Origin of the sequence: Azospirillum ramasamyi (assembly GCF_003233655.1) — a bacterium.
In the GTDB taxonomy this organism is placed as follows: Bacteria; Pseudomonadota; Alphaproteobacteria; order Azospirillales; family Azospirillaceae; genus Azospirillum; species Azospirillum ramasamyi.
Genome location: NZ_CP029829.1, coordinates 1,185,497 through 1,208,308, shown reverse-complemented (window position 1 = coordinate 1,208,308; position 22,812 = coordinate 1,185,497). Strand labels below are relative to the sequence as shown.

Annotated in this window: 20 protein-coding genes; 11 read left to right on the top strand and 9 right to left on the bottom strand. The window is 67.5% G+C overall.

What is annotated here, in order from left to right:
• Positions 1-23 precede the first annotated feature (23 nt).
• From DM194_RS05605 to DM194_RS05595, 3 genes are read left to right on the top strand one after another with little or no spacing between them, the layout of a single operon-like run.
• On the top strand, positions 24-365 hold the full coding sequence (locus DM194_RS05605) for a DUF983 domain-containing protein (RefSeq protein WP_111066322.1): 342 nt from the start codon (positions 24-26) through the stop codon (positions 363-365).
• Complete coding sequence (locus DM194_RS05600; RefSeq protein ID WP_111066321.1) at positions 362-1,237, top strand: SURF1 family protein; 876 nt, start codon at positions 362-364, stop codon at positions 1,235-1,237. The genes DM194_RS05605 and DM194_RS05600 overlap by 4 nt, the downstream gene beginning before the upstream one ends.
• A complete protein-coding gene (locus tag DM194_RS05595) occupies positions 1,215-2,702 on the top strand; it encodes a carboxypeptidase M32 (RefSeq protein WP_111066320.1) in 1,488 nt (495 codons plus the stop codon). The genes DM194_RS05600 and DM194_RS05595 overlap by 23 nt, the downstream gene beginning before the upstream one ends.
• A 129-nt stretch (positions 2,703-2,831) precedes the next feature.
• Here DM194_RS05595 and DM194_RS05590 read toward each other — a convergent pair whose 3' ends face one another.
• Entirely contained in the window at positions 2,832-3,296 is a 465-nt protein-coding gene (locus DM194_RS05590; protein ID WP_111066319.1) for a hypothetical protein, read from the bottom strand.
• 257 nt (positions 3,297-3,553) lie between these two features.
• Here DM194_RS05590 and DM194_RS05585 point away from each other — a divergent pair, with 257 nt between their 5' ends.
• Positions 3,554-5,524, top strand: coding sequence for a PAS-domain containing protein (locus DM194_RS05585; protein ID WP_111066318.1), 1,971 nt, complete (start codon positions 3,554-3,556; stop codon positions 5,522-5,524).
• Between the two features lie 128 nt (positions 5,525-5,652).
• Here the strand turns inward: DM194_RS05585 and DM194_RS05580 are convergent, their stop codons facing one another.
• Together DM194_RS05580 and DM194_RS05575 are read right to left on the bottom strand one after the other, a co-directional pair.
• Positions 5,653-9,183 carry an indolepyruvate ferredoxin oxidoreductase family protein gene (locus DM194_RS05580; protein ID WP_111066317.1) on the bottom strand — a complete coding sequence of 1,177 codons (3,531 nt, stop codon included), beginning with the start codon at positions 9,181-9,183 and terminating at the stop codon, positions 5,653-5,655.
• Positions 9,184-9,441: 258 nt separating this feature from the next.
• Positions 9,442-10,485, bottom strand: coding sequence for a response regulator (locus tag DM194_RS05575; RefSeq protein WP_111066316.1), 1,044 nt, complete (start codon positions 10,483-10,485; stop codon positions 9,442-9,444).
• 285 nt (positions 10,486-10,770) lie between these two features.
• Here DM194_RS05575 and DM194_RS05570 point away from each other — a divergent pair, with 285 nt between their 5' ends.
• Positions 10,771-11,406, top strand: a complete 636-nt coding sequence (locus DM194_RS05570) for a hypothetical protein (RefSeq protein ID WP_111066315.1) — start codon at positions 10,771-10,773, stop codon at positions 11,404-11,406.
• Between the two features lie 23 nt (positions 11,407-11,429).
• On the opposite strand, the gene DM194_RS05565 is transcribed toward DM194_RS05570, so the two are convergent.
• The gene (locus tag DM194_RS05565) at positions 11,430-12,713 is read right to left on the bottom strand and encodes a lytic murein transglycosylase (RefSeq protein WP_111066314.1); all 1,284 of its coding nucleotides are present in this window, start codon (positions 12,711-12,713) and stop codon (positions 11,430-11,432) included.
• 341 nt (positions 12,714-13,054) lie between these two features.
• Between DM194_RS05565 and DM194_RS05560 the strand changes: the two genes are divergently transcribed.
• Complete coding sequence (locus DM194_RS05560; protein WP_111066313.1) at positions 13,055-14,122, top strand: glycosyltransferase family protein; 1,068 nt, start codon at positions 13,055-13,057, stop codon at positions 14,120-14,122.
• 121 nt (positions 14,123-14,243) lie between these two features.
• Positions 14,244-14,738, top strand: a complete 495-nt coding sequence (locus tag DM194_RS05555) for a GNAT family N-acetyltransferase (RefSeq protein ID WP_111066312.1) — start codon at positions 14,244-14,246, stop codon at positions 14,736-14,738.
• 37 nt (positions 14,739-14,775) lie between these two features.
• Here DM194_RS05555 and DM194_RS05550 read toward each other — a convergent pair whose 3' ends face one another.
• Together DM194_RS05550 and DM194_RS05545 are read right to left on the bottom strand one after the other, a co-directional pair.
• Positions 14,776-14,991 carry a hypothetical protein gene (locus tag DM194_RS05550; protein WP_111066311.1) on the bottom strand — a complete coding sequence of 72 codons (216 nt, stop codon included), beginning with the start codon at positions 14,989-14,991 and terminating at the stop codon, positions 14,776-14,778.
• A gap of 487 nt (positions 14,992-15,478) precedes the next feature.
• On the bottom strand, positions 15,479-15,727 hold the full coding sequence (locus DM194_RS05545; RefSeq protein WP_111066310.1) for a hypothetical protein: 249 nt from the start codon (positions 15,725-15,727) through the stop codon (positions 15,479-15,481).
• Between the two features lie 260 nt (positions 15,728-15,987).
• Between DM194_RS05545 and fumC the strand changes: the two genes are divergently transcribed.
• The 4 genes from fumC (at position 15,988) to DM194_RS05525 (ending at position 18,865) form a co-directional block, all read left to right on the top strand.
• Positions 15,988-17,379, top strand: a complete 1,392-nt coding sequence (gene fumC, locus DM194_RS05540; RefSeq protein ID WP_111066309.1) for a class II fumarate hydratase — start codon at positions 15,988-15,990, stop codon at positions 17,377-17,379.
• A gap of 88 nt (positions 17,380-17,467) precedes the next feature.
• On the top strand, positions 17,468-17,683 hold the full coding sequence (locus DM194_RS05535; protein WP_111066308.1) for a ribbon-helix-helix domain-containing protein: 216 nt from the start codon (positions 17,468-17,470) through the stop codon (positions 17,681-17,683).
• A 97-nt stretch (positions 17,684-17,780) separates the two neighbouring features.
• Positions 17,781-18,500, top strand: a complete 720-nt coding sequence (locus DM194_RS05530; protein ID WP_111066307.1) for a DUF599 domain-containing protein — start codon at positions 17,781-17,783, stop codon at positions 18,498-18,500.
• A gap of 137 nt (positions 18,501-18,637) precedes the next feature.
• Positions 18,638-18,865, top strand: a complete 228-nt coding sequence (locus DM194_RS05525; protein WP_111066306.1) for a hypothetical protein — start codon at positions 18,638-18,640, stop codon at positions 18,863-18,865.
• A gap of 69 nt (positions 18,866-18,934) precedes the next feature.
• Here DM194_RS05525 and DM194_RS05520 read toward each other — a convergent pair whose 3' ends face one another.
• The 3 genes from DM194_RS05520 to purE form a co-directional block, all read right to left on the bottom strand.
• Entirely contained in the window at positions 18,935-20,683 is a 1,749-nt protein-coding gene (locus DM194_RS05520; RefSeq protein WP_111066305.1) for an EAL domain-containing protein, read from the bottom strand.
• A 252-nt stretch (positions 20,684-20,935) separates the two neighbouring features.
• Complete coding sequence (locus DM194_RS05515; protein ID WP_111066304.1) at positions 20,936-22,060, bottom strand: 5-(carboxyamino)imidazole ribonucleotide synthase; 1,125 nt, start codon at positions 22,058-22,060, stop codon at positions 20,936-20,938.
• Between the two features lie 21 nt (positions 22,061-22,081).
• Complete coding sequence (purE, locus tag DM194_RS05510; RefSeq protein WP_111066303.1) at positions 22,082-22,633, bottom strand: 5-(carboxyamino)imidazole ribonucleotide mutase; 552 nt, start codon at positions 22,631-22,633, stop codon at positions 22,082-22,084.
• Positions 22,634-22,812: the final 179 nt, after the last annotated feature.

Here is a 22,812-nt window from a genome sequence, read left to right as displayed (position 1 = left end):
ACCATTACCCCAGAGTTTCCCCGATGTCCGCGGGCATGCGTTGCCTCTGCCCGCGCTGCGGACAGGGGCGTCTGTTCTCCGGCTACCTGACGGTGGCGGAACGCTGCGACGTCTGCGGCCTCGATTTCTCCCAGGTGGACAGCGGAGACGGCCCGGCGGTCTTCCTGATCTTCATCCTCGGCTTCCTTGTGGTGCCGTTGGCGCTGTGGGTGTCGATGACCGTCGAATGGCCGTTATGGCTGCACACCATCGTCTGGAGCATCGTGGTGCTGGCCCTGACGCTGGGCATGTTGCGGCCGGCCAAGGCCTATGTCATCGCCCTGCAGTACCGCTACCGACGCAGCGAGGTCGAGAAGGGATCATGAAGGCCGCAATCACCGGAACGGAGGCCGCACCGCCGGGCGGATTGCCGGACGGATCGCCAAGCGGACTGCCAAGCGGAGTCGGAGAGCGCCGCTGCTTCCGCCCGTCGCTGGGCGCCACGCTGGTGACGGTGCTGGGCTTGGCGGTCGCCATCGGCCTCGGCACCTGGCAGCTGGAGCGGCTGCAGTGGAAGACCGATCTGGTCGCCCGGGTCGCCAGCCGGATGGCCGAGCCGCCGGCGCCGCTGCCGGTCCGCATCGACGATCCCGCCGCCTGGGAGTTCCGGCCCGTCACCCTTACCGGCCGCTTCCTCAACGACAGGGAAATGCCGCTGATCGCCCGTCCGCACCAGGGGCGGGTCGGTTACGAGCTTCTGGTTCCGTTCCAGCGGGCCGATGGGGCCGGCATCGTGCTGGTCAACCGCGGCTTCATTCCCATGGACCTGCGGGATCCCGCCACCCGCCCAGCCGGTCGCGTGACGGGGGAGGTCGCCGTCAAGGGCATCGTCCGCCTGCCGCAGCAGCCCGGCCTGTTCCAGCCCGGCAACGGCACGCCGCAGCCGGGGTCCGCCTGGATGCGGCCCGATCCGCCCGCCATGGCGGCGGTGCTGTCGCTGGACAACGTGGCGCCCGTGGTGGTGGAGATGCTGCCCGGCCAGTCCTTCGGTTCCCCGAACGCCGGCTTGACCGGCGCGCCGCCCGGCACCCTGGCGGGAATCGAACCGCGGGTGGACCTGCCGAACAACCATCTGCAGTATGCCTTGACCTGGTACGGGCTTGCGGTAACGCTCGCCGGGATCTACGTGCTGTCGCAGCGCAAGCGCGCCGACACCGGAACCGACGGACGATCCGATGACCGCATATCAGGAGCTTGAACGCCGCCACGCCCGCATCTCCGCCATCGGCGATGCGCTGGGCATTCTCGGCTGGGACACCCAGACGATCATGCCGGAGGGGGCCAACGACGGCCGGGCGGAGCAGACCGCCACCCTGTCGGTGATCGCGCATGAGCTGGCGACCGATCCCCGCATCGCCGACCTGCTGGCCGAGGCCGAGACGGACAGCAGCCTCGATGCGTGGCAGCGCGCCAATCTGCGCGAGATGCGCCGCCACCACATCCAGTCCACCGCCATTCCCGCCGATCTGGTGGAGGCGACCAGCAAGGCCGTGTCGGTCTGCGAGATGACATGGCGCGCCGCGCGGGCGGAAAGCGACTTCGCCAAGCTGCTGCCCTCGCTGACCGAGGTGCTGGCCCGCGTGCGCGAAGGGGCGGAGGCGTTGGGCTCGGTCATGGGCATCAGTCCTTACGACGCGCTGCTCGACAGCCACGATCCCGGTGCGCGGGCGGAGCGGATCGACGCGCTGTTCGCCGACCTTTCCAGCTTCCTGCCCGACCTGATCGGCCGCGTGCTCGACCGTCAAGCGGCAGCGCCGGCGGCGGTCGATCCGCAGGGGCCGTTCCCGGTGGAAAAGCAGCGCGAACTTGGCGTGCGGATGATGGAACGGCTGGGCTTCGATTTCAGCCGCGGCCGGCTCGACGTCTCGCTCCATCCCTTCTGCGGCGGGGCGACCGGCGACGTCCGCATCACCACCCGCTATGACGAGGCGAACTTCACCGACGCGCTGATGGGGATTCTGCACGAAACCGGTCATGCCCTGTACGAGCAGAACCGTCCGCGCGCGTGGCTGGGCCAGCCGGTCGGCCAATCGCGCGGCATGGCGGTGCATGAAAGCCAGTCGCTGCTGATGGAGATGCAGGCCTGCCGCTCGCCGGAGTTCATCACCTGGCTGGCGCCTGTGGTGCGCGAGGCCTTCGGCGGGGAGGGGCCGGCCTGGGAGGCCGACAATCTGCGCCGGCTCTACAGCCGGGTGGAACGCGGCTTCATCCGCGTCAACGCCGACGAGGTCACCTATCCGGCCCACATCATCCTGCGTTACCGGTTGGAAAAGGCGCTGATCGCCGGCGATCTGACCCTGCCGGACCTGCCCGGCGCCTGGAACGACGGCATGGCGGAGCTGGTGGGGGTGGTGCCGCCGGACGACCGGCTGGGCTGCCTGCAGGACATCCACTGGCCGGGCGGCGGGTGGGGCTATTTCCCGAGCTACACGCTGGGCGCCATGACCGCGGCCCAACTGTTCGACGCCGCGCGCAACGCCGATCCCGAGATCGTGCCCGCCCTGTCACGCGGCGAGTTCGCGCCGCTGGTCGCCTGGCTGCGGGTGAATGTGCACGAAACCGGCTGCTTCCATGCCTCGGGCGACGAGTTGCTGACGGCGGCCACCGGCCGGCCGCTCGACTCGTCGGTGTTCAAGCGGCATCTGGAACAGCGCTATCTCTGAGTCTGGAGCCGCGGCCGGACCCTGGGCGATGGGGGCCGGCTCGGGCTTCGGCATATGAACTCACTCGCCGGTCAGGCTTCGGCCCAATGAGCGGCCGGAACCGCCATCGCGGTCCAAAACGGATCGGCTTTAAACCGCGATCTGCGTGACCATCGGCGTGTTCACCCCGGCGTCGGTGCGGCGATAGGCTTCGATGGCCTCGGACCAGGGTTCGATGGTCAGACCGCTGCCCATGGCTTCCTGGTGGATGCTCTGGGCAACATAGCCGGCGTTGGGAAGGGCGGTCAGCGGAACGGGGCCGCCGCTGACCGGGCTGGAATCGCCGCTGCTGGAGCCGATGGCGAATCCGCCAGCCGAACCCCCGGCGCCGCGGCTGCGGGCGGGCGTCGAGTCGCCGTCGGCGCGGCGGCTTCCCTGCAGCGCATCGCCGGTGGACTCGGTGCCTTCCTTGTTCCGCTTCCGCTCGTCCTCGTCCGGAATCCGGCGGATCGGCTGAACGGCCGCGGCGTCGCTCGCCAGCATCTGACGCAGCTTCGCAACGCCCGAGGTGGGCATCGCGCCGGTCGGTGCGGGAAGGGCGGCCAGTCCGGTCAAGGGGTGGAAACCTCAGCGTGGCGGGAAGGCGGGCGGCGGCTTGGCCAGGGCAGTCGTGTGGCTGTCTCGATCTTGCACAAACCACATGGGCAGCGAAACAGGGTAGTGGGCCAAAAGTTCCGAAATGCTTAAAATGTCCGTTAAAGGTTCTCAGGTTGCGACAGCCTGACAGCGACGAATCCTCGGCAGGACCGGAACCGGCTGTTACAGTGACCCGTTCGATTTCGGACACGCGTAACGACGGATGGCGCCCAGCCTTGCCAGCCAAGATCCCCGATCTCCCGACGAACCTCTCCGTCACCGCCCAGACCATCGGGACGGCTCCTTCCATCGGCGACGAACTGTCGGCGCTGGCACTGGAGCAGATGGATCAGGGTGTGATCCTCGTCGATGCCGACCTGACGGTGAAGGTGATCAACGGCCCGCTCTATGAGTTGTTCGGCCTGCCGCGTGGGTTCATGCCTGGGGCGGATTATGTCCAGATGATCCAGTTCCTGGCGCGCAAAGGCGAATATGGACCGGGTGATCCCGAAGCGATCGCCGCCCGCCATCTGGAGCAGGCTCTGCGGGCCGAGCCGCCCCTATACGAGCATCTCCGGCCCGACGGGCGGGTGCTGGAAGTTCGGACGCGGCGCTCCTCCGGCGGCGGCTTCACCCGGACCTATACGGACGTCACCGAGCGGCGCCGGGCGGAGGACGATCTTACGAAGCAACGCCACCTGCTGCGCCTGACGCTGGAGAATATGGGGCAGGGCATCGTCCTGCTGGACCGGGAACTGCGTTGCATCGCCTGGAATGGCCTGACGCTCGACATACTGGGCGTGGAGGAGGAGGTGATGCGCGGCGGACCGCGTCTGCAGGACGTGATGCGCCACCAGATCGCCTGCCGGCGGTTGGAAATGCCTGCCGGCGCCCCCGATTTCGGCGACAATCTGGAAGCCAAGACGGCCTATCTGATGGAGCGGGTCGGCCGGCCGGAGCAAGAGTTCGTCTATGCCCGCCCCCAGGGCGACGGCCGCTTCATCGAAGTGCGGGTGGTGCCGCTTCCCGATGGCGGACAGGTTCGTACCTTCACCGACATCACCGACCGGGTCGTCGCCGACGAGGCGTTGCGCCAGAGCCGGGAGATCCTGACCGGCGTCATCGACGCCATTCCCGCGCTGATCGACGTCAAGGACCGCGACGGTACCGTCCGGCTGACCAACCGCTTCTACCGCGAGACCTATGGCCCGGCCGAAGCCCCGCCCCCCGGCCCGCCGGCCGACCGCGCCACCGCGCTGGACCGGCTGGTGGTGGAGAGCGGCCTGGGCGTGCCCTTTCACGAGGACCGCGCGTCCGGCGGCGATGGGAGCACGCGCGACTGGCTGACCACCAAGATGCCGCTGACCGACGAGGACGGGCAGGTGACCCACATCGTCACCGTGGCGCTGGACATCACCGCCCGCAAGCGCGCGGAGGCCGAACTGCGCGATGCCCAGGCCAGCCTGATCCAGGCGGAGAAGCTGGCGTCGCTGGCCCAGCTGGTCGCCGGCGTGGCGCATGAGGTGAACACGCCGATCGGCGTCACCCTGACCGCGATCTCCCATCTTGGCGAAGAGGTCGCCCGTATCCGCACCCTGTTCGAGGAGAACCGCATCCGCCGCAGCGATTTACAGGAATTCCTGGACATCGCGTGGGAATCGACGCGGATGATCCTGTCGAACGTGGAGCGCGCCACCGGCCTGATCCAGAGCTTCAAGCAGGTCGCCTCCGACCAGGCGAGCGGCGAGCGCCGCCCCTTCGATCTCGCCGCCTATGTGGACGAGGTGCTGCTGAGCCTGCGCCCCCGCCTGCGCCGCACGCGGGTGACGGTGGAACTGGACATTCCCGCCGGCCTGATCGTCGACGGCTATCCCGGGGCCTTCGCGCAGGTGCTGTCGAACCTGATCATCAACGCCCTGGTCCATGCCTATGACGAGGGGGATGCCGGCCGGATCCTGCTGTCCGCCCGCAAGCAGCCGCCCGGCTGGATCGAGATGCATTATGCCGACGACGGCAAGGGCATCCCCGCCGATATCCGCCCCCGCATCTTCGAACCCTTCTTCACCACCAAGCGCGGCACGGGCGCCAGCGGCCTGGGCCTGAGCATCTGCGCCAACATCATGTCCGGCACCATGCGCGGAAGCATCGCGCTGGAGGATGGCGGGGAGAAGGGTACGCGCTTCGTGCTGCGGTTTCCGGCGGGGTAGGGGGAAGAGGCCAGACTTGGGTCGGGCAGCCCTGCTCCCAGTCGCAGCCCTTACCGCCGAGCGTAAGTCAGAACCTACGCTCGGCGGCATCAAGGCGTTCGCCGGTACCAGTTCCAACCCGAACCGCGTCACTCCGCCGCCAGCGGCTGCGGCGCGGCAACCGGGGCGCGGTAAGCCTCCAGCAGCTTGGCCTCCTTCGCCTTCGCCACCGACACGTTGCGGGCCTTCACCGGGCCGTAGCCGCGCATCTCCATCGGCAGTTTGGCGATCTCCACCGCCAGAGCCAGCTTTTCGCGGGTCAGGTCGTGCAGAACCTCGCCCATCACCGCTTCATACTCGGCGATCAGCTGGCGTTCCTGACGGCGCTCGGCGGTGCGGCCGAACGGGTCGAGCGCGGTGCCGCGCAGGCGCTTGCCCTTGGCCAGCAGGCGCAGGGCGTGCAGCATCCACGGGCCGAAGGTCTTCTTCTTCGGTTCGCCGCCGTCCTCGCCGGTCTCGCCCATCACCGGCGGGGCCATGTGGAAGGTCAGCTTCCAGTCGCCTTCGAACATGCGCGCCACATTCTCGACGAAGCCGGTGTCGGTGTAGAGGCGCGCCACCTCATACTCGTCCTTGTAGGCCATCAGCTTGAAGTGGGAGCGGGCGACCGCCTCGGTCAGCACGGTGGAGCCGGGGATCTTCTGCTGCTCGATCCGGCGGGTCCAATCGACCAGCGCGTGATAGCGGGCGGCATAGGCGGCGTCCTGGTAATCGACCAGGAAGCGGTGGCGGCGGTCGATCACCTCCTCCAGGCTGCCGGACTGGCGGCGCTGGTCGAGCAGCAGCGACGGCGCGGCCTGCACCGGCTCCAGCGGCTTCGCGGCAGCCTCGACGGCGGCTTCCACGGCGGCCAGATCGACGGCGGCACGGCGGCCCCACCGGAAGGCGTCGAGGTTCAGCTTGACCGACACGCCGTTCAGCTCGATGGCCTTCAGGATCGATTCCTCGCTCAGCGGGATCAGGCCCTTCTGCCACGCATAGCCCATCAGGAACGGGTTGGCGTAGATGCTGTCGCCCAGCAGCGCGGTGGCGAGCCTCGTCGCGTCGAAGGCATCGACATTGGCTTCGCCGCAAGCCTTGCGGATGTCGCCCACGAGGTCGCGCACCGGGATCACCATGTCCGGCTTCTTGATGAAGTCGGCGGTGATGCTGTCATGGGTGTTGATGACGGCGCGGGTGCGGCCGGCGGTCATCTTCGACAGGCCGTCGCCCGCCGCCGCGACGATCAGGTCGCAGCCCAGCACCGCGTCGGCGCCGCCGGCGGCGATGCGGACGGAGTGGATATCCTCCGGCGTGTTGGCGATGCGGATGTGGCTGGTGACGGCGCCGCCCTTCTGGGCGAGGCCGGTCATGTCGAGCACGCCGACGCCCTTGCCCTCGATATGGGCGGCCATGCCCAGCAGCGCGCCGATGGTGACGACGCCGGTGCCGCCGACGCCGGTGACGTAGAGGCCCCACGTCTTGTCGAAGCTGGGGAGCGCGGGGGCGGGCAGGGCGGTGGCGTCGTCGGCCGACTTCGCCGCGGCCGGCTTCGGCTTGCGCAGGCTTCCGCCCTCCACCGTCACGAAGCTGGGGCAGAAGCCCTTGGTGCAGGAATAATCCTTGTTGCAGCTGGACTGGTCGATCTGGCGCTTGCGGCCGAACTCGGTCTCCTGCGGGATCACCGACACGCAGGACGACTTGGTCGAGCAGTCGCCGCAGCCCTCGCAGACCAGCTCGTTGATCACCACGCGCTTGGCCGGATCGACCATCTTGCCGCGCTTGCGGCGGCGGCGCTTCTCGGTGGCGCAGGTCTGGTCATAGATCAGGACGCTGACGCCGGGGACCTCGCGCATCTCCTTCTGCACGCGGTCGAGGTCGTCGCGATGCTCGACATTGGCGTACTGCGGCAGGCCGTTGCCGATGCCGTATTTCTCCGGCTCGTCGGAGACGACGGTGATGCGCTGCACGCCCTCCGCCCGCAGGACGTTGGCAATGGACTGCACCGTCAGCGTGCCGTCGAAGGGCTGGCCGCCGGTCATGGCGACGGCGTCGTTGAACAGGATCTTGTAGGTGATGTTCACCTTGGCGGCGATGGCCTGACGGATCGCCAGGATGCCGGAATGGAAATAGGTGCCGTCGCCGAGATTGGCGAAGATGTGCTTTTCATCGGTGAAGGCGGCCTGGCCGACCCAGGGCACGCCCTCGCCGCCCATCTGGGTGAAGGTGTCGGTCGAACGGTCGAGCCAGGTCGCCATGTAATGGCAGCCGATGCCGCCCAGCGCGCGGCTGCCTTCCGGCACCACGGTGGAGGTGTTGTGCGGGCAGCCGGAGCAGAAGGTCGGCTTGCGCACCACGCGCGCCACATGGGCCTTCTGCTTCTCCTGCGCATCGAGGAAGGCGATGCGGCGCGCGAGGTTCTCGTTGTCGACGAAGCGCTGCAGGCGGCGGCCGATCACCACGGCGATCTGGGCGGGCGACAGTTCGCCGGCGCTCGGCAGGATCCATTCGCCCTGCTCGTCGAACTTGCCGACCACCTTCGGACGGACGTCGGGGTTCCAGTTGTAGAGCTGTTCCTTCAACTGGTTCTCGATGACCGCGCGCTTCTCCTCCACCACGATGATCTCTTCCAGACCCTCGGCGAAGTGGCGGACGCCGTCGCGCTCCAGCGGCCAGGGCATGCCGACCTTGTAGACGGTGATGCCCCAGTCGGCCGCCATCTCCTCGGTGATGCCCAGCTCGTCGAAGGCCTGACGGACGTCGAGATAGCTCTTGCCGGTGGTGACGATGCCGAAACGCGGACGCGGGCTTTCCATCACCACACGGTCCAGCTTGTTGGCACGCGCGAACGCCAGGGCGGCGTACAGCTTGTGCTTCATCAGCCGGTATTCCTGCTCCAGCGGCGGGTCGGGCCAGCGGATGTTCAGGCCGCCCGGCGGCATCGGGAAATCGGTGGGAACGACCGGGGAGACGCGATGCGGGTCGATATAGACCGACGCCGAGGTGTCCACCGTCTCCGCGATCGTCTTCATCGCGATCCAGCAGCCGGAATAGCGGCTCATCTGCCAGCCGATCAGGCCGTAATCCAGGATCTCCTGCACCCCCGACGGGTTCAGCACCGGGATCATGGCATGCATGTAGGCGTGTTCGGACTGGTGCGGGAAGGTGGAGGATTTGGAATTGTGGTCGTCGCCGGTCAGCACCAGCACGCCGCCGTGCTTGGACGTGCCCGCGGCGTTGGCATGCTTGAACACGTCGCCGGAGCGGTCGACGCCGGGGCCCTTGCCGTACCACATGGCGAAGACGCCGTCATACTTGGCGCCCTTGAACATGCCGACCTGCTGGCTGCCCCAGACGGCGGTGGCGCCCAGTTCCTCGTTCACGCCGGGCTGGAACTGGATGTGGTTCTTTTCCAGGAACTTGCGGGCGTTCCACAGATTCTGGTCGAAGCCGCCCAGCGGCGAGCCGCGATAGCCGGAGATGAAGCAGCCGGTGTTCAGCCCGGCGGCGAGGTCGCGCTGGCGCTGCATCATCGGCAGTCTCACCAGCGCCTGGGTGCCGGTGAGATAGACGCGGCCCTGTTCGAGCGCGTACTTGTCTTCGAGAGAGACAGTTGCCAGCGATACGGTTGAGACCGCCATTCTTCATACCCTCCCATCGGTCGGCAGCCCGGCAAACTCCATGGCGGAGTGCTGGAACGCCGATTTGTTCGCTAGGCAAAAAGGTAATGAAGGCTGCCTTATGTCGCAACGCCTGTGGCCGGCCGTTCGGCAAAAAGCAAGGAACGGCGCGGCCACCGGCGGAATTCCGTAACGGAGCGTATGGAAAGCCGTGCCCTGTGGAATTTCCTGCTCCGCTCCCTCTCGCCCAGCCCCTCTCCGGACGATATGGGGGCGGAGTCAGCGTCCGGTCAGAGGAGATTTGCCCGGGGGCGTCGGGCTTCCGCCCTCCGGCCAATTGCCGAAGTCGGTGTGGCCGCGGGCGGCCAGGGTGCGGACGCTGGCGCGCAGGGTGCGGATCAGGCACAGCGCCACCGCCATCGACTGCGTGTTGGCTTCGGTGCCCACCAGCCAGCGCAATGCCGCGGCATGAGCCTGAAGGGCGTCGCCATAGCCCTCCACATCCGGCTCCACCCAGGTGACGCAGGTGGACAGCGACGCGACGATGGACGACGCGGCGGAATCGCCGGCGGCTGCCAGCTGCAGGTCGGACAGCGCGTGGCGCAGCCGGCTGCCGATGGGGTCGGGGCGGTCGATCGCCGCCTCCAGCTTGTCGAGCGCCAGCATCAGGCGGACCCGCTTGGGGTCGTTGCTGCGCAGTGCCGCAGCGCCTTGCTCCGGCGGCGTTGCCGCGGGGGGAAGGGGAGGCTGAATCGGCGGCGGCAGTTGCGCCGCTCCCTCCGCCGCCGGGCGGAGAGGAAGTGGCCACACGGGGTCAGGGCGCAGAGGGACCGGCTGGGAAGGCGACGAAGCGGTGCCGTCGGTGCGGCCTTCGTTGCGGGTTTCCATGCCGCCGGCGCTGCCGCTGTTGCCGCGCGGCGCCGTTTCGCGGCGGTTCAGCACCGCGTCGATGCGACGGGCCAGCGTGGCGGCCGGCACCGGCTTCGCAAGAACCGAGTCCGCCCCGGCATCCCAGGCGCTGCGCACGGTGGCGAGGTCGGCATTCGCGGTCAGCACGATGATGGGCAGGGCGGGGCACATGCTGTTGGCGGACTGGCGCACCCACTGGATCAGTTGAGCGCCGCCCACCGGTTCCATGACCCAATCCGTCACCATCAGGTCGTAGACCTCGCGGCGCAGCGTGTCCTTGGCCTCCTGCCCGTTGGCGACCGCAGTGATCTGGCCCACCCCCCAAAGCCCGAGCATGTCTTTCAACGCCCGCTGAAGCAGCGGATTGTCGTCGACGATCAGGATCTTGATGGGAGAGGCGGGGCGCTTCGTCATGGAGCGGTTCCGATGATGCGGCTGTGTCTTCCCCATATCCGCCTTGCCGGAACCGATTTCATGGAGGGGGACGGGTAACCGACCAATGAGACGCCGCCTGCACCCTTCGGCAGCCGGAATTATCCCTGCCGCTCTTCGAAAGGGTGGGGTCGCGGTGCATGCACCTCTTTCGATGGAGCGATCCATTTGAGCGGCATTTATATGAGAATAACCTAATTCGTATGGACTGGCCGCCGCAGCGTTCCTATGATCCGGCTTCCTGGTCGTTGGTGAAAGGGCGGTACGATGGACGGCGGATGCTGTGGCGGTTCCTGTGGCGGCGGCGGTTCGCCCCGGCCGACCGGCGGGTCGGGCGACCTGAAGCACACCATGCGGATGTCGATGGTGGTGAACGGGCTGCTCGGTGCCCTGCTGCTTGCCGCCGCCGATGCGACGCAGGCGGTATCCCTGTGGGCGGCGGGGCTGCTGGTGCTGAACCACGCGGCGACCAATGGGGTGGCGCTGGCCGGTATGGGCCGTTCCCCGGAATGGCGTGTGCGGCTGTCGGCCGTCCAGGGGGCGGTGCTGGCGATTGCCGCGGTGGCGCTGGTGGTCGTAGCCGGACGCAGCATCGCAGGCATGGCGTTGCCCGACGTGCCGCTCGCCAGCCTTGCCCTGCTGTTTGCCATCGGCGTGACGGTGACGGCTGCGACCCTGCTGTTCGCCGGCCGGCGCGGCACGCTGACCCTGCGGGCGATTTGGCTGTGCTCCCGTAAGGAAGTGCTGCCGTTGGCCGCCGGGCTGGTCGGGCTGGCGGCGAGCTGGATTCTGCTGGACGGCGCCCCCGACGCGCTGGTCGGCGCCGGCGTGGCGGCGATGCTGCTGCCGGCGGCGTGGGGGCTGGTGCGCGGCGGGATGGTGGAGGGGGTGAAGCACTCGTAAGGGCTTCCCCCCTCCCACGCCCCTTATGACCGCTGCCGCAGCCGCTCCAGCAGCGCCTTGGTGGCGAAGCCGTCCGGGATCTCCCCGATCGACGCCTGGAAGCGGCGCACCGCGCTGCGCGTGTTCGCTCCCACGATGCCGTCCGCCGCGCCCGGCTCCATGCCCAGCGAGGCCAGCCGCTGCTGCAGGTCGATGCGCTCGTCCCGGCTCAGCGACTGCTCCTCGCGCGGCCAGCTGCCCTGGACGCCGGGCTTGCCGGTCATGCGGTCGGCCAGCAGGGCGACGGCCAGCGAATAGCTGGTGGACGGGTTGTAGCGCATGATCGCGCGGAAATTGGCGCGCACCAGGAAGGCCGGGCCGCGATGACCCGCAAGCACCAGGACCGCCGCCGGGGCGTCGCCCGCCAACTCGGTTCCGTCCAGCGGCACCACGCCCAGCCGGCGCCATTCCGACAGCGGCTTGGTGATGCTCAACTCGGCCTGTTCATAGGGAAAGCCGTCGGGAAGCCGGACCTCATGGCCCCAGGGCTCGCCCTGCTTCCAGCCATTGGCGAGAACGAATTTGGCGGTGGAGGCCAGCACGTCCGGCAGGCTGCCCCAGATGTCACGGTGACCGTCGCCGTCCTCGTCCACCGCGTTGCGCAGGAAGACGGTCGGCATGAACTGGGTCTGACCCATGGCCCCGGCCCAGGAGCCGGTCATCCGCTCCGGCGCGATGTCGCCTGAATCGAGGATCCGCAACGCCGCCAGCAATTCCGAGCGGAAATAGGCGGCGCGGCGGCCTTCGAATGCCAGCGTCGTCAGGGCGTCGATGACGGAGAAGTTGCCGGTCGTTTTGCCGAAATCGGATTCCACGCCCCAGAAGGCGACCAGGATTTCCCCCGGAACGCCGGTGCGGCGGGTGATGCGGGAAAGCAACGCCGCATGCTCCTGCAACCTCCGCCGGCCGTCCTGGACGCGCTTTTCATTCACGGCGCTGTCCAAATACTGCCACACTTGCCGGGTGAATTCGGGTTGGGACGAATCGAGTTCCACCACGCGGTCGGACAGCTTCACGCGCTGGAAGGCGCGGTCGAAGGTCTGCGGACGGATGCCCTGCGACAGCGCCTCGGCGCGCAATGCCGCCAGCCATTCGGCGAAGGAGACGGATTGCTGAACGTCGGCCTGCGCCTGGACTGCGGACGGCGCCGACACTCCGGTGGCTGTCGGGGTGCCCGCAACCGGGGCGGTGGCGCCGGTGCTCTGGCAACCGGCCATCAGCAGGGTGGCGAGAAGGAGGCGGGCGGGATGACGGAACGGAAGTCGCATGCGCTCGGCCGTAATGGGAGGGGAAGGGCGGAGAGCGACCCTAGGACGCCCGGCCCTGTCGCTCAACCGACAATTCACCGCCGCGAGGGCCTATGCCGCCGTTTGCATCGCTGCCGGTCCGCCGGCGCGCTTGCACGCGGGACGGCGCGGTCCATATCACTTTCAGTATCCACACTTTCGCGGCCCTCGCCCGGCGGGTCTTCGTCCTTTGGGACCGCTTTCGCGGTGGGAAGCGGTACCCGGAGCATAGTCCGGAGCCCGCCCCGATCAGCCGGACTGACCGGCTGCCGCTTCGACGAGGGGCCCGCCTTCTGCCACGGAATGCCAAAGGTGCCGACGCCATGAAAATCGTGATCTTCGGCTTGACCAACGGGTATCGCCACGACGGCGGCCGCATGCTGCGGTGGCGAGCGCTGATCCAGGCGCTGGCGATCCGCGGCCATCGCGTGGTCGCGGTCGAACGCACCGGCCCCGACGCGGCGATCCCCTGGACCATTCCCGGCGGCGACGTGCTGTCCTACGCCGACTGGGACGCCGTGGCGGTGGACGCGGCGGCGCAGGCCGACGATGCCGGGGTGGCGCTGGTGCTGGCGCATGGGTCGGACGCCCGCGCCGCGGCCAATCTCGTCCGCAACTCCAAGGCCGTGCGCCGCGCGCTCTACGATCCTGAGGCTCCGGTCAGCCTGACGGCGCTGGAGGCCGGGGAGACGGTGGGCCATCTGCCGGCGGACGGGCTGGGCGGCTTCGACATGGTCCTTGCCTCCTGCGGCGGGCCGGCGCTGGAACGTTACCGGGCCAAGGCGGGTGCGGAGGCGGTGGTGCCGCTCTATCCCTGGATCGTGCCGGAGGCCGACAAGCCCGGCGACTTCAAGCGGGAGTATCTGGGCGACCTCTGCTGCATCGTCGACGGCCCCGACGGCATTCGCGAGGGGTTGGGCAGATTCTTCATCGACCCGGCGCAGCGGTTGACCCGGCGGCGCTTCGCGCTGGTCGGCACCGACCTGCCGGACGGGGTGCCGCGCGCTTCCAACATCCTGACCTTCCCGGAACTCGACCCGGCCGAGCATGCCAATGTCCTGGCTTCCGCCAGTCTGGCGCTGACGCTGGCGCGCGATGACGAGCGCCGGATCGGTTGGTGCCCGTCCGACCGGCTGTTCCTGGCCGCCGCCTGCGGCGCCGCCATCGTCGCCGACCACTGGGAGGGGCTGGACAGTTTCTTCGAGCCTGGCCGGGAGATCCTGGTCGCGGCGCAAACCGACGACGTGACCACCGCGATGATGCTGCCGCGCAACCACCTGACAGACCTCGGCCGGCGGGCGCGCAAGCGGGTGCTGTCCGAACACAGCGCCGAACGGCGCGTGCAGGAACTGCGCAGCATCCTGGACCTGAAGGGCGGCGGCGACGACTGAGCTTCCCCGGCCGACCTTCCGGCCGCGGGCCAGGGAGCCGCAGCTATGGGGATGCGGAAAGACGGGGAGCGGGCTATGGTCCGCTCCCTTTTCCTTATCGCAACCGGGAAACCTGCCGCCGATGCCGACCGTCACCATCCGCTCCGCCGTCGAGGCGGATTGCGCCACCATCCTGCGGTTCGTCCGTGAACTGGCCGAGTTCGAGCGCGAGGCCGACGCGGTCAAGGCCACGGAAGAGGATTTCCGCCGGGACGGCTGGGGAGAACAGCCGGTGTTCGAGGCGCTGATTGCGGAACTGGACGGTGCGCCGGTCGGGTTCGCGCTGACCTTTCGGAATTTTTCCACCTGGGAAGGGCGGCCCGGCCTGTATGTCGAGGATCTCTACGTCACGCCGGATGCCCGCCGTCATGGCGTCGGGCGCAAGCTGCTGGCCGCGGTGGCCCAGCGCGCCGTGGAGCGCGGCTACCGCCGTGTGGATCTGAGTGTCCTGGACTGGAACCCGGCCCGTGGCTTCTACGACCGGGTTGGTTTCCGCCAGATGAAGGAATGGCTTCCCTATCGGCTGACCGGCGACGCGCTGTCGGCGCTGGCGGCGGAAGGGGACGCGGGGGCCTGACCGTCCGGATGGACGGAACGTCCCGAATGACCGGGGATCAAGCGGCGCGGTTCAGTGCGGACGCGCCGATGATCTCGGCATAGTCGGCCCGTTCGCTGCGCAGGTCGGACAGCAAATCGGCAAGGCTGTCGCGAACGAAAGCGTCGTCCTGTTCCACGATGGTGTCTTGGGTCAAGCGAATGAACTGATCGAGAAGCGCGATGTGAGCCGCAGAGGACGCGTTGATCTTCTTCGAGTTGACGGCGCCGATCATGTAAATCTCCCTTGGCCTGAGCGTTCCCGATGCGCTTATGAAGCCATCGAGCCGGTTAAGGACTTCCTAACAGGGCTATGCAGCAGGTCGTATCTTCGGGGGTACTTCCTATCTTTGGCAATGGTCTGCATTTATCCCAAAGAAGTACCTCGAATGCTTGGAAAGCAGCCTGAAACCTGCGGCTTTCGATACCTCTCGGATGTCCCGTCGCGTGCCGTGTCAGATGAACAACACGCAACACGATGTCCGGTTTCTTGGAGCGCTCGGGGAATTGGAGGGAGGAACTACCAAAGGGTGCATTCTCCGCAGCCTGATAGGATAGGCGCAACCCACTGAAAATGCTGATGCTTCCGCGGCTAATCAAATTGTCGGCAGATGAACGGGCGGGTGCGGGCCGGTTCGATCAACTCCGTTCCGACTGTGGAAGTTCCGAAAACCCACAGTCGGATCAATGGGTAAACGCAAGTTCGTGCCGGAGTGGATGACATCAGGCGGCGCGCCGCGCATCCATACGGTCGCGGGCGTCGGCGCGTTCCAGCGCACGGGCGACAAGATCGTCGAACAATCCGCCGATCGGCGCGTCGAGCGCCGCCGCCCGACTGGCGAGCATCGGTCCTTCCATCAGGAGGGAGCCTTCCTCCCCCGGGCCGAGAACACGCCAGCCGCGGCTCTTCATCTCCGCGACGCGCGTCCTGGCGATGAACGCGCGGACATGGTCCGGTGCAAGATCGTCCATTCCGTTCCCCATTCGCTTTGATGGCCAACTTCACGCCGGCCTTACGGTTCACGAAGAAAGCGTACGGAAGAAATGCGAACGTAACAAGAACAAATTCGGGGAAAGATCGAGGAATTCTGCCGAGTCGCTCACGCTCATGCTTGCCATGCCCTTGGCGTCCCCTTGCCGAAGGGGCCATCGCCTCAAAGATCAGGCGGGGCGGTGGCGATTGCAACCCGTCCCACCCGTGACCAAAAGCGGCGATCATGAAAGGTCCAGCAATGAGCGGCGTCCGCACCGAAACCGACAGCTTCGGCCCCATCGAAGTTCCGGCCGACCGTTACTGGGGCGCGCAGACCCAGCGTTCACTCCAGAATTTCCGCATCGGCGGGGAGCGTATGCCGGCCCCGCTGATCCGCGCGCTGGGCATCCAGAAGCGCGCGGCGGCGGCGGCCAACATGAAGCTGGGCGTTCTCGACCCTCAGATGGGAGCGGCCATCATGGCAGCGGCCGACGAGGTGATCGATGGTCGGCTGGCCGATCACTTCCCGTTGGTGGTCTGGCAGACCGGCTCCGGCACCCAGACCAACATGAACGCCAACGAGGTGATCGCCAACCGCGCCATAGAGCAGCTGGGCGGCACCATGGGGTCGAAGACGCCGATCCACCCCAACGATCACGTCAACATGGGGCAGTCGTCCAACGACAGCTTCCCCACCGCCATGCACATCGCGGCGGCCGAAGAGATCGTCCGCGGCCTGATTCCGGCTCTGGAGCATCTGCGCACGGCGCTGGACGCGAAGGCCGACGCCTTCCAGGACATCGTCAAGATCGGCCGCACCCATCTGCAGGACGCGACGCCCCTCACCCTTGGGCAGGAATTCTCCGGCTATGCGGCGCAGGTGTCCTATGGCATCGGCCGGGTGAAGGGATCGCTGCCGCAGCTCTACCGGCTGGCCCAGGGCGGCACGGCCGTCGGCACCGGTCTGAACGCCCAGCCGGGCTTCGCCGAAGCATTCGCGGACGAGGTGGCGGCCTTCACCGGCCTTCCCTTCGTCACAGCGGAGAACAAGTTCGAGGCGCTGGCGACCCATGACTCGCTGGTCGACGTCCACGGCCATCTGAACACGCTGGCGGTGTCGCTGATGAAGATCGCCAACGACATCCGGCTTCTGGGCTCCGGCCCGCGCTCGGGAATCGGCGAGCTGTCGCTGCCGGAGAACGAGCCCGGTTCCTCCATCATGCCCGGCAAGGTCAACCCGACCCAGTCGGAGGCGATGACCATGGTCTGCGCCCAGGTGATGGGCAACCACACCACGGTCACCGTGGCCGGCGCCACCGGTCATTTCGAGTTGAACGTGTTCAAGCCGGTGATCGCCTACAACGTCCTGCAATCGATCCGCCTGCTGACCGACGCGGCGATGAGCTTCACCGACAATTGCGTCGTCGGAATCGAAGCCAACCGCGAGCGCATCGCCCGGCTGGTGTCCGACAGCCTGATGCTGGTGACCGCGCTGAACCCGCACATCGGCTATGACAAGGCGGCGCAGATCGCCAAGAAGGCCCACAAGGAAGGGACCAGTCTAAAGGAGGCAGGGCGGGAACTTGGACATCTGACGGATGAGCAATTCGATCAATGGGTTCGCCCCGAACGGATGGTTGGTCCTCGTTAAGCTTGGGGTTAGGGTGGGGGTGACCATCCCGGCCGTTCCGGCCTTCCTCTGACCACCCCCATCCTGCAAACCCGATGCGTGCGTGACCATGAAGAAGCGTTCGGTCCTGATTGCCGGCCATCCCACCAGTGTTTCCCTTGAAGAGGAGTTTTGGGACACCCTGAAGTCGGTGGCCCAGGCGCGCGGCCTGTCGGTGAATGCCCTGATCGAGGAAATCGACCAGACGCGCACCGGCAACCTGTCCAGCGCGATCCGCGTCCATGTGCTGAAAGCGGTGCAGAGCCGCGGGCCGGGGGAGGGGTGACGCAGACTTCATGAGTCCCGTCATCCTCCAATGGACACCCGGGCGCTGCGGGCGTACACGGTGCGGGCTGTCCGCCACCTGACGCGATGCCGCCATCATGCCGCCCGACGCCACCACGCTCGACATCATCGCCTTCGTCTGGTTCGTCGGTTCCTGGGTCGGCTTCACCGTCATCCAGGATCATCTGCTGTCCGGCCGCAACGTGGTGAACCAGCATCTGAAGATCGTGCGCCGCCATTGGATTGAGCGGATGCTGGAACGCGATAACCGCATCATGGATTCGCAGCTGGTCGGCCACACCATGCATAGCTGCACCTTCTTCGCCTCCACCAACATTCTGGTGCTGGCCGGCCTGATCGGAACCTTCGGCGCGGCGGAGCGGGCGCAGGAACTGGTGTCGAACCTGTCCTTCACCGTCCAGACCTCGCATCAGCTGTTCGAGATCAAGATGCTGCTGATGGTGGTGGTCTTCACCTTCGGCTTCTTCAAGTTCACCTGGGCGCTGCGCCAGTACAATTACTGCTGCGCCCTGATCGGCTCGGCCCCGATGCCGCCGGTCCGCCCCGAGGACCGCAAGGCCATCGCAGAGACCATAAGCGAGGCTTTGACTTTGGCCATCACCGCGCTCAACGGCGGCATGCGCGCCTATTACTTCGCGCTGGCGGCGCTCGCCTGGATGATCGGGCCGATTGCTCTTATCGCGGCGAGCAGCTACGTCATCGTGGTTCTTACCCGCCGTCAGGCGTTTTCCGCCACCGAGAAGGTGATCCGCATCCAGGCCGAATGGTTGAAGAAAAACGAGTCGATAGATAAATAACAACGCGTAAAATGCCAGGCATTTTCCCGGCGTGCGACCAAATATCCTCTATCCGCCCGCAAGTTGAGGTGATTACTGTTTCACCCGTCGTAACGGATACAGCCGCGAACTTCAGGGGCGGTTACGGGAAGATGAGGATGACGATGGACGCCAATACTGCGGTAAGCATCATGAAATCGCTGGATCAGGCGGAAGATCTGCTGCGTCGTATGCGGCTGCGCGACGGCTATACCGGCAACGATATGCGCGCCCGCAACCGGGAACTTCTGGACGCCGCCCGCCGCCGTCTCGAACAGATCCACAGCATCGCGGGAATGGACATTCTGGACAGCGGCCCCGGTTGCCGGCTTCCGCTCCCGGCCTGAGGCACCACTCTGCCGGTGCGGCCTTCGGCGGTCGTCGCCAATGACCGCCGAAGTCACCCTTTCAGGAAGTCACCCTTTCAGCAGGATCCTGCCGCCGCTGCGCACCCGCGACCAGTCCTTGGCGAAGTAGGCGAAATCGCGCGACGGCCGGCTGAACAGAAAACCCTGGGCCAAAGACACGCCGAGATTGGTCAGCAGTTCCGCGTGAACTGTTTCCTCCACCTGCTCGCCGATCAGCTTCAGCCCCAATTGGCGGCAGACGTCCACCATGGAGCGTAGCATCGCCATGTCGCGCGGGTTGTCGGCCGCGCCGCGGACGAACTTTCCGTCGATCTTGGCATAGTCGGCCTGGATGCCGTAGAGCGACTGGAAGCTGGTCGATCCCGCCCCGACATCGTCGAGACAGATGCGGAACCCGACCTCGCGCAGCTTCTGCAACACGCCGTTCAGTTTGGCGATGTCGGTGACGACCACGGTTTCCGTCACCTCGATCAGAAGCTTCGCGGCCAGATCGCCATAGGGGGCGACGACCGACTGGAACTGCTTGAGGAAGATCGGGCTCATCAGCGTCTTGGCCGACAGGTTGATCGCCACGTCCGGCAGCTTCGGCTCCTTGCGGAACTCCTTCAGCGTGTCGAGCACCGTCCGGGTCAGCAGCAGGTCGAAATCATAGATCAGTCCGACATCCTCGGCGAAGGTGATGAAGTCGGCCGGCGAACTCGCCCCATCCACGCGGGTCAGCGCCTCCAGGTGGTGGACGGCGCCGGTGGCGATGTCGACAATGGGCTGAAAGACGACGATGAAATCGCGGTTGTCGATGGTGGCGCGCAGCTGTCCGATCCGCTCCACCGCACCGGCCATCAGGCGGTTCGCCCCGTCCTCCAGGCTGGAGATGGTGAACTCGCCGCCCTGGGCGGCCGCGAAGGCCTGCACGGTATAGACCAGGGCGCGGGCGGCGTCGGCGGGGTCCAGCCGGTCGTCGGCCATGTCGAGGGTCCAGGATCGGATGCCGCCGGGCAGGGCGCCGCCCGCCGCCTCGATGATCTGGGCGATGTGGCACTGCACCTCGCGCCCGTCGATGTCCGCGGCATGGACGATGCCGTAGCGGTCGCCGCCCAACTGGCCCGCGCTGTCGCCGTCGGTGGAGATGCCGCGAAGATAGGCATCGATGCCGTCGCGCACCTCGGCCGCCGCGCCCTCCGGCATGGCCTCGACCATTGCCTGCAGCCCTTCGACCAGCAGCAGCGTCAGCCCCTGGTCCGCCCCCCTCTCGCGGGCCGCGAGGAGCCGCTCCTCCAGGATGCCGGCGAAGCCGGTCTGGTCGAGCAGCTCGCCCTGCATCGCAGGTCCGGCGGAGCCGGTTCGCGGCGGCACCGTCAGCAGAACGGTCAGGAACAGCGACCCCGGACAGGAATCGAGCCGGCAGCCGCCCAGAAGGGCCGGGAACTGCTGCCCGTCGCAGGCCTGGAACAGAACGCGCGACGGCTTGATCCGCGCCTTCTCCCGGATGCGTTCGAACAGGACATGGACGTATTTGCGGTCGCCGGGAGCCACCACCTCCATCAGGTTGGTGCCCACCAGACCGCCGACCTCGCCCTTGGTCAGGCGGCAGCGGGCGCCGGCGGAAAACAGGATGTTGCCCAGCGCATCCGTCTCGATCAGCAGATCGGCGGCGGCGAAGGCGAATCCGACGAAGCGGTCCCGGTCACGGCTCGACTGAGGCCGGCGCGGCCCGAGGGTGCCGGCCGCCGGGTTCCCGACCGGGCCGATCACCGGGGTGGTGCGTCCTACAGTGTCCTGCGCCAGGGGTGTCGTCATGCGGTTGCAAATTGCATCAAAGTTTAGATAGTTTCGGCGTGAATGTGACTTAGAGTAACCAATGTCGACATGGGTTGAAAGCGCCGCGGCGGCCGATGACCTTCGGTGGGTGGAGACGCGACAATTTGTGACATCCTTGGCGTGCATATCATCCGGCCTGGGCGGCGATTTGCTGCTCCTTGGACATGCAAACAAAAAGGCCCCGCCGACCATGCGGTCGCGGGGCCTTGGCCTGATCAGGTGGCGGCGGTATCAGCGGCGCGGGAACAGCCGGTTGACATGGCCCATCTTCCGGCCCGGTCGGGCTTCCGCCTTGCCGTACAGATGCAGGCGGGCGCCGGGTTCCGCCAGGAGCTCCGGCCAGCGCAACACGTCGTCGCCGATCAGGTTGGTCATCTCGGCATCGGCGACGCGCTCCACCGACCCCAACGGCAGGCCGCAGACCGCGCGCACCAGCTGCTCGAACTGGCAGGTGGCGCAGGCATCCATGGTCCAGTGGCCGGAATTGTGCGGGCGAGGCGCCATCTCGTTGACGAGGACCGCGCCGTCGGCGGTGACGAACATCTCCACCGCCAGGACGCCGACGAGGTCCAGCGCTTCGGCGATGCGCCGGGCGATGCGGTCCGCTTCCGCCGCCGTCGCCGCCGAAACCCTGTCGGGGGAGGCGGGGGCGACGGTGACGTCGAGGATGCCGTCCTTGTGCCGGTTCTCCACCGCCGGATAGGCGACCATCGCGCTGTCGGCGCCGCGGGCGACGATCACCGATACCTCGCAGGCGAAGGTTACGAAGCCCTCGACGATGCCCTCGACGCCGGGCTTTCCGCCGCCGATGGCGCTCCACGCCGCCGCCGGGTCGCTGCCGGCCTCCAGCCGCGCCTGCCCCTTGCCGTCATAGCCGAGACGGGTGGATTTCAGGACGCAGCGCGGTCCGATCTCCGCCACCGCACGGGCGACCTCGTCGGCACCGTTCGCGGCGCGCCAAGGCGCGGTCGCGATGCCCAGCCGGTTGACGAAGCTCTTTTCCGCGATGCGGTCCTGCGCCACCGACAGCACGCCGGGGCCGGGATGCAGGTTGGTGAAGCGGCGCAGATGCTCCGCCGTCGCCACGGGGACATTCTCCCACTCCAGCGTCACCACGTCGACGGAGCGGGCGAAACGTTCGAGCGCGTCCAGATCGTCCCAACCGGCGACGGTCGCCGCGGCGCTGACCTGCGCCGCCGGGCTGTCCGCCGCATCGGGAGCATAGACATGGGTCTTGTAGCCCAGCCGGGCGGCGGCCAGCGCCGTCATCCGGCCGAGCTGCCCGGCACCCAGCATGCCGATGGTGGAACCGGGGGCGAGACGGGGCAGGGCGGCGCCCCTTTGATTGCCGGTCATGGCGTTGCGGCCTTCTCGCTGTCAGGTCGGATCATCGACGGGGACGTCGGCAACCGCCGCGGTCTGGCGCGCGCGCCAGCCGTCCAGCGCCTCGGCCACCGCCGGGTCCATCAGCGCGATGACCGAGCCGGCCAGCAGGGCGGCGTTGATGGCGCCGGCCTTGCCGATGGCCAGCGTGCCGACCGGGACGCCGCCCGGCATCTGCACGATCGACAGCAGGCTGTCCATGCCCTTCAGCGCGTGGCTTTCGACCGGAACGCCGAAGACCGGCAGCGGCGTCATCGACGCGGCCATGCCCGGCAGATGGGCGGCCCCGCCGGCGCCGGCGATCACCACCTTCAACCCGCGCGCCTTGGCGGTGGTGGCATACTCGACCAGCCGATGGGGCGTGCGGTGGGCGGAAACAATGCGGACCTCGTGCGGGATGCCCAGCGCGGCGAGGGTGTCGGCGGCGTGCTTCATGGTGGTCCAGTCCGACTGGCTGCCCATGATGATGCCGACCAGCGGCAGAACGCCGTCGGCCGCGATGTCGTTGGCCGGAACGGCGCTGTTCGGAGAGTGTTCGGCGGACACAGCTTGGCGCTTCCCTAAAGGTCCGGAAAGCGGCGCATTATAGGTGGAGTCGGGCCGCTGTCCAGAGCCGGCGCCGTTCCATGGCAGACCGCATGGCGAATCCGCCCCTTCTCTGCGACATCCCGGCCCTTCCGGCGGCACATGGTTCCACCTATGGTGCCGTGCTATATGATCAGGAT

What these genes read in the sequence shown, in the direction of transcription:
- DM194_RS05605 (WP_111066322.1), top strand. Translation starts at nt 24, where the DNA reads ATGTCCGCGGGCATGCGTTGCCTCTGCCCGCGCTGCGGACAGGGGCGT.
- DM194_RS05600 (WP_111066321.1), top strand. Translation starts at nt 362, where the DNA reads ATGAAGGCCGCAATCACCGGAACGGAGGCCGCACCGCCGGGCGGATTG.
- DM194_RS05595 (WP_111066320.1), top strand. Translation starts at nt 1,215, where the DNA reads ATGACCGCATATCAGGAGCTTGAACGCCGCCACGCCCGCATCTCCGCC.
- DM194_RS05580 (WP_111066317.1), bottom strand. Translation starts at nt 9,183, where the DNA reads ATGGCGGTCTCAACCGTATCGCTGGCAACTGTCTCTCTCGAAGACAAG.
- DM194_RS05575 (WP_111066316.1), bottom strand. Translation starts at nt 10,485, where the DNA reads ATGACGAAGCGCCCCGCCTCTCCCATCAAGATCCTGATCGTCGACGAC.
- DM194_RS05570 (WP_111066315.1), top strand. Translation starts at nt 10,771, where the DNA reads ATGGACGGCGGATGCTGTGGCGGTTCCTGTGGCGGCGGCGGTTCGCCC.
- DM194_RS05565 (WP_111066314.1), bottom strand. Translation starts at nt 12,713, where the DNA reads ATGCGACTTCCGTTCCGTCATCCCGCCCGCCTCCTTCTCGCCACCCTG.
- DM194_RS05560 (WP_111066313.1), top strand. Translation starts at nt 13,055, where the DNA reads ATGAAAATCGTGATCTTCGGCTTGACCAACGGGTATCGCCACGACGGC.
- DM194_RS05555 (WP_111066312.1), top strand. Translation starts at nt 14,244, where the DNA reads ATGCCGACCGTCACCATCCGCTCCGCCGTCGAGGCGGATTGCGCCACC.
- DM194_RS05550 (WP_111066311.1), bottom strand. Translation starts at nt 14,991, where the DNA reads ATGATCGGCGCCGTCAACTCGAAGAAGATCAACGCGTCCTCTGCGGCT.
- DM194_RS05545 (WP_111066310.1), bottom strand. Translation starts at nt 15,727, where the DNA reads ATGGACGATCTTGCACCGGACCATGTCCGCGCGTTCATCGCCAGGACG.
- fumC (WP_111066309.1), top strand. Translation starts at nt 15,988, where the DNA reads ATGAGCGGCGTCCGCACCGAAACCGACAGCTTCGGCCCCATCGAAGTT.
- DM194_RS05535 (WP_111066308.1), top strand. Translation starts at nt 17,468, where the DNA reads ATGAAGAAGCGTTCGGTCCTGATTGCCGGCCATCCCACCAGTGTTTCC.
- DM194_RS05530 (WP_111066307.1), top strand. Translation starts at nt 17,781, where the DNA reads ATGCCGCCCGACGCCACCACGCTCGACATCATCGCCTTCGTCTGGTTC.
- DM194_RS05525 (WP_111066306.1), top strand. Translation starts at nt 18,638, where the DNA reads ATGACGATGGACGCCAATACTGCGGTAAGCATCATGAAATCGCTGGAT.
- DM194_RS05520 (WP_111066305.1), bottom strand. Translation starts at nt 20,683, where the DNA reads ATGACGACACCCCTGGCGCAGGACACTGTAGGACGCACCACCCCGGTG.
- DM194_RS05515 (WP_111066304.1), bottom strand. Translation starts at nt 22,060, where the DNA reads ATGACCGGCAATCAAAGGGGCGCCGCCCTGCCCCGTCTCGCCCCCGGT.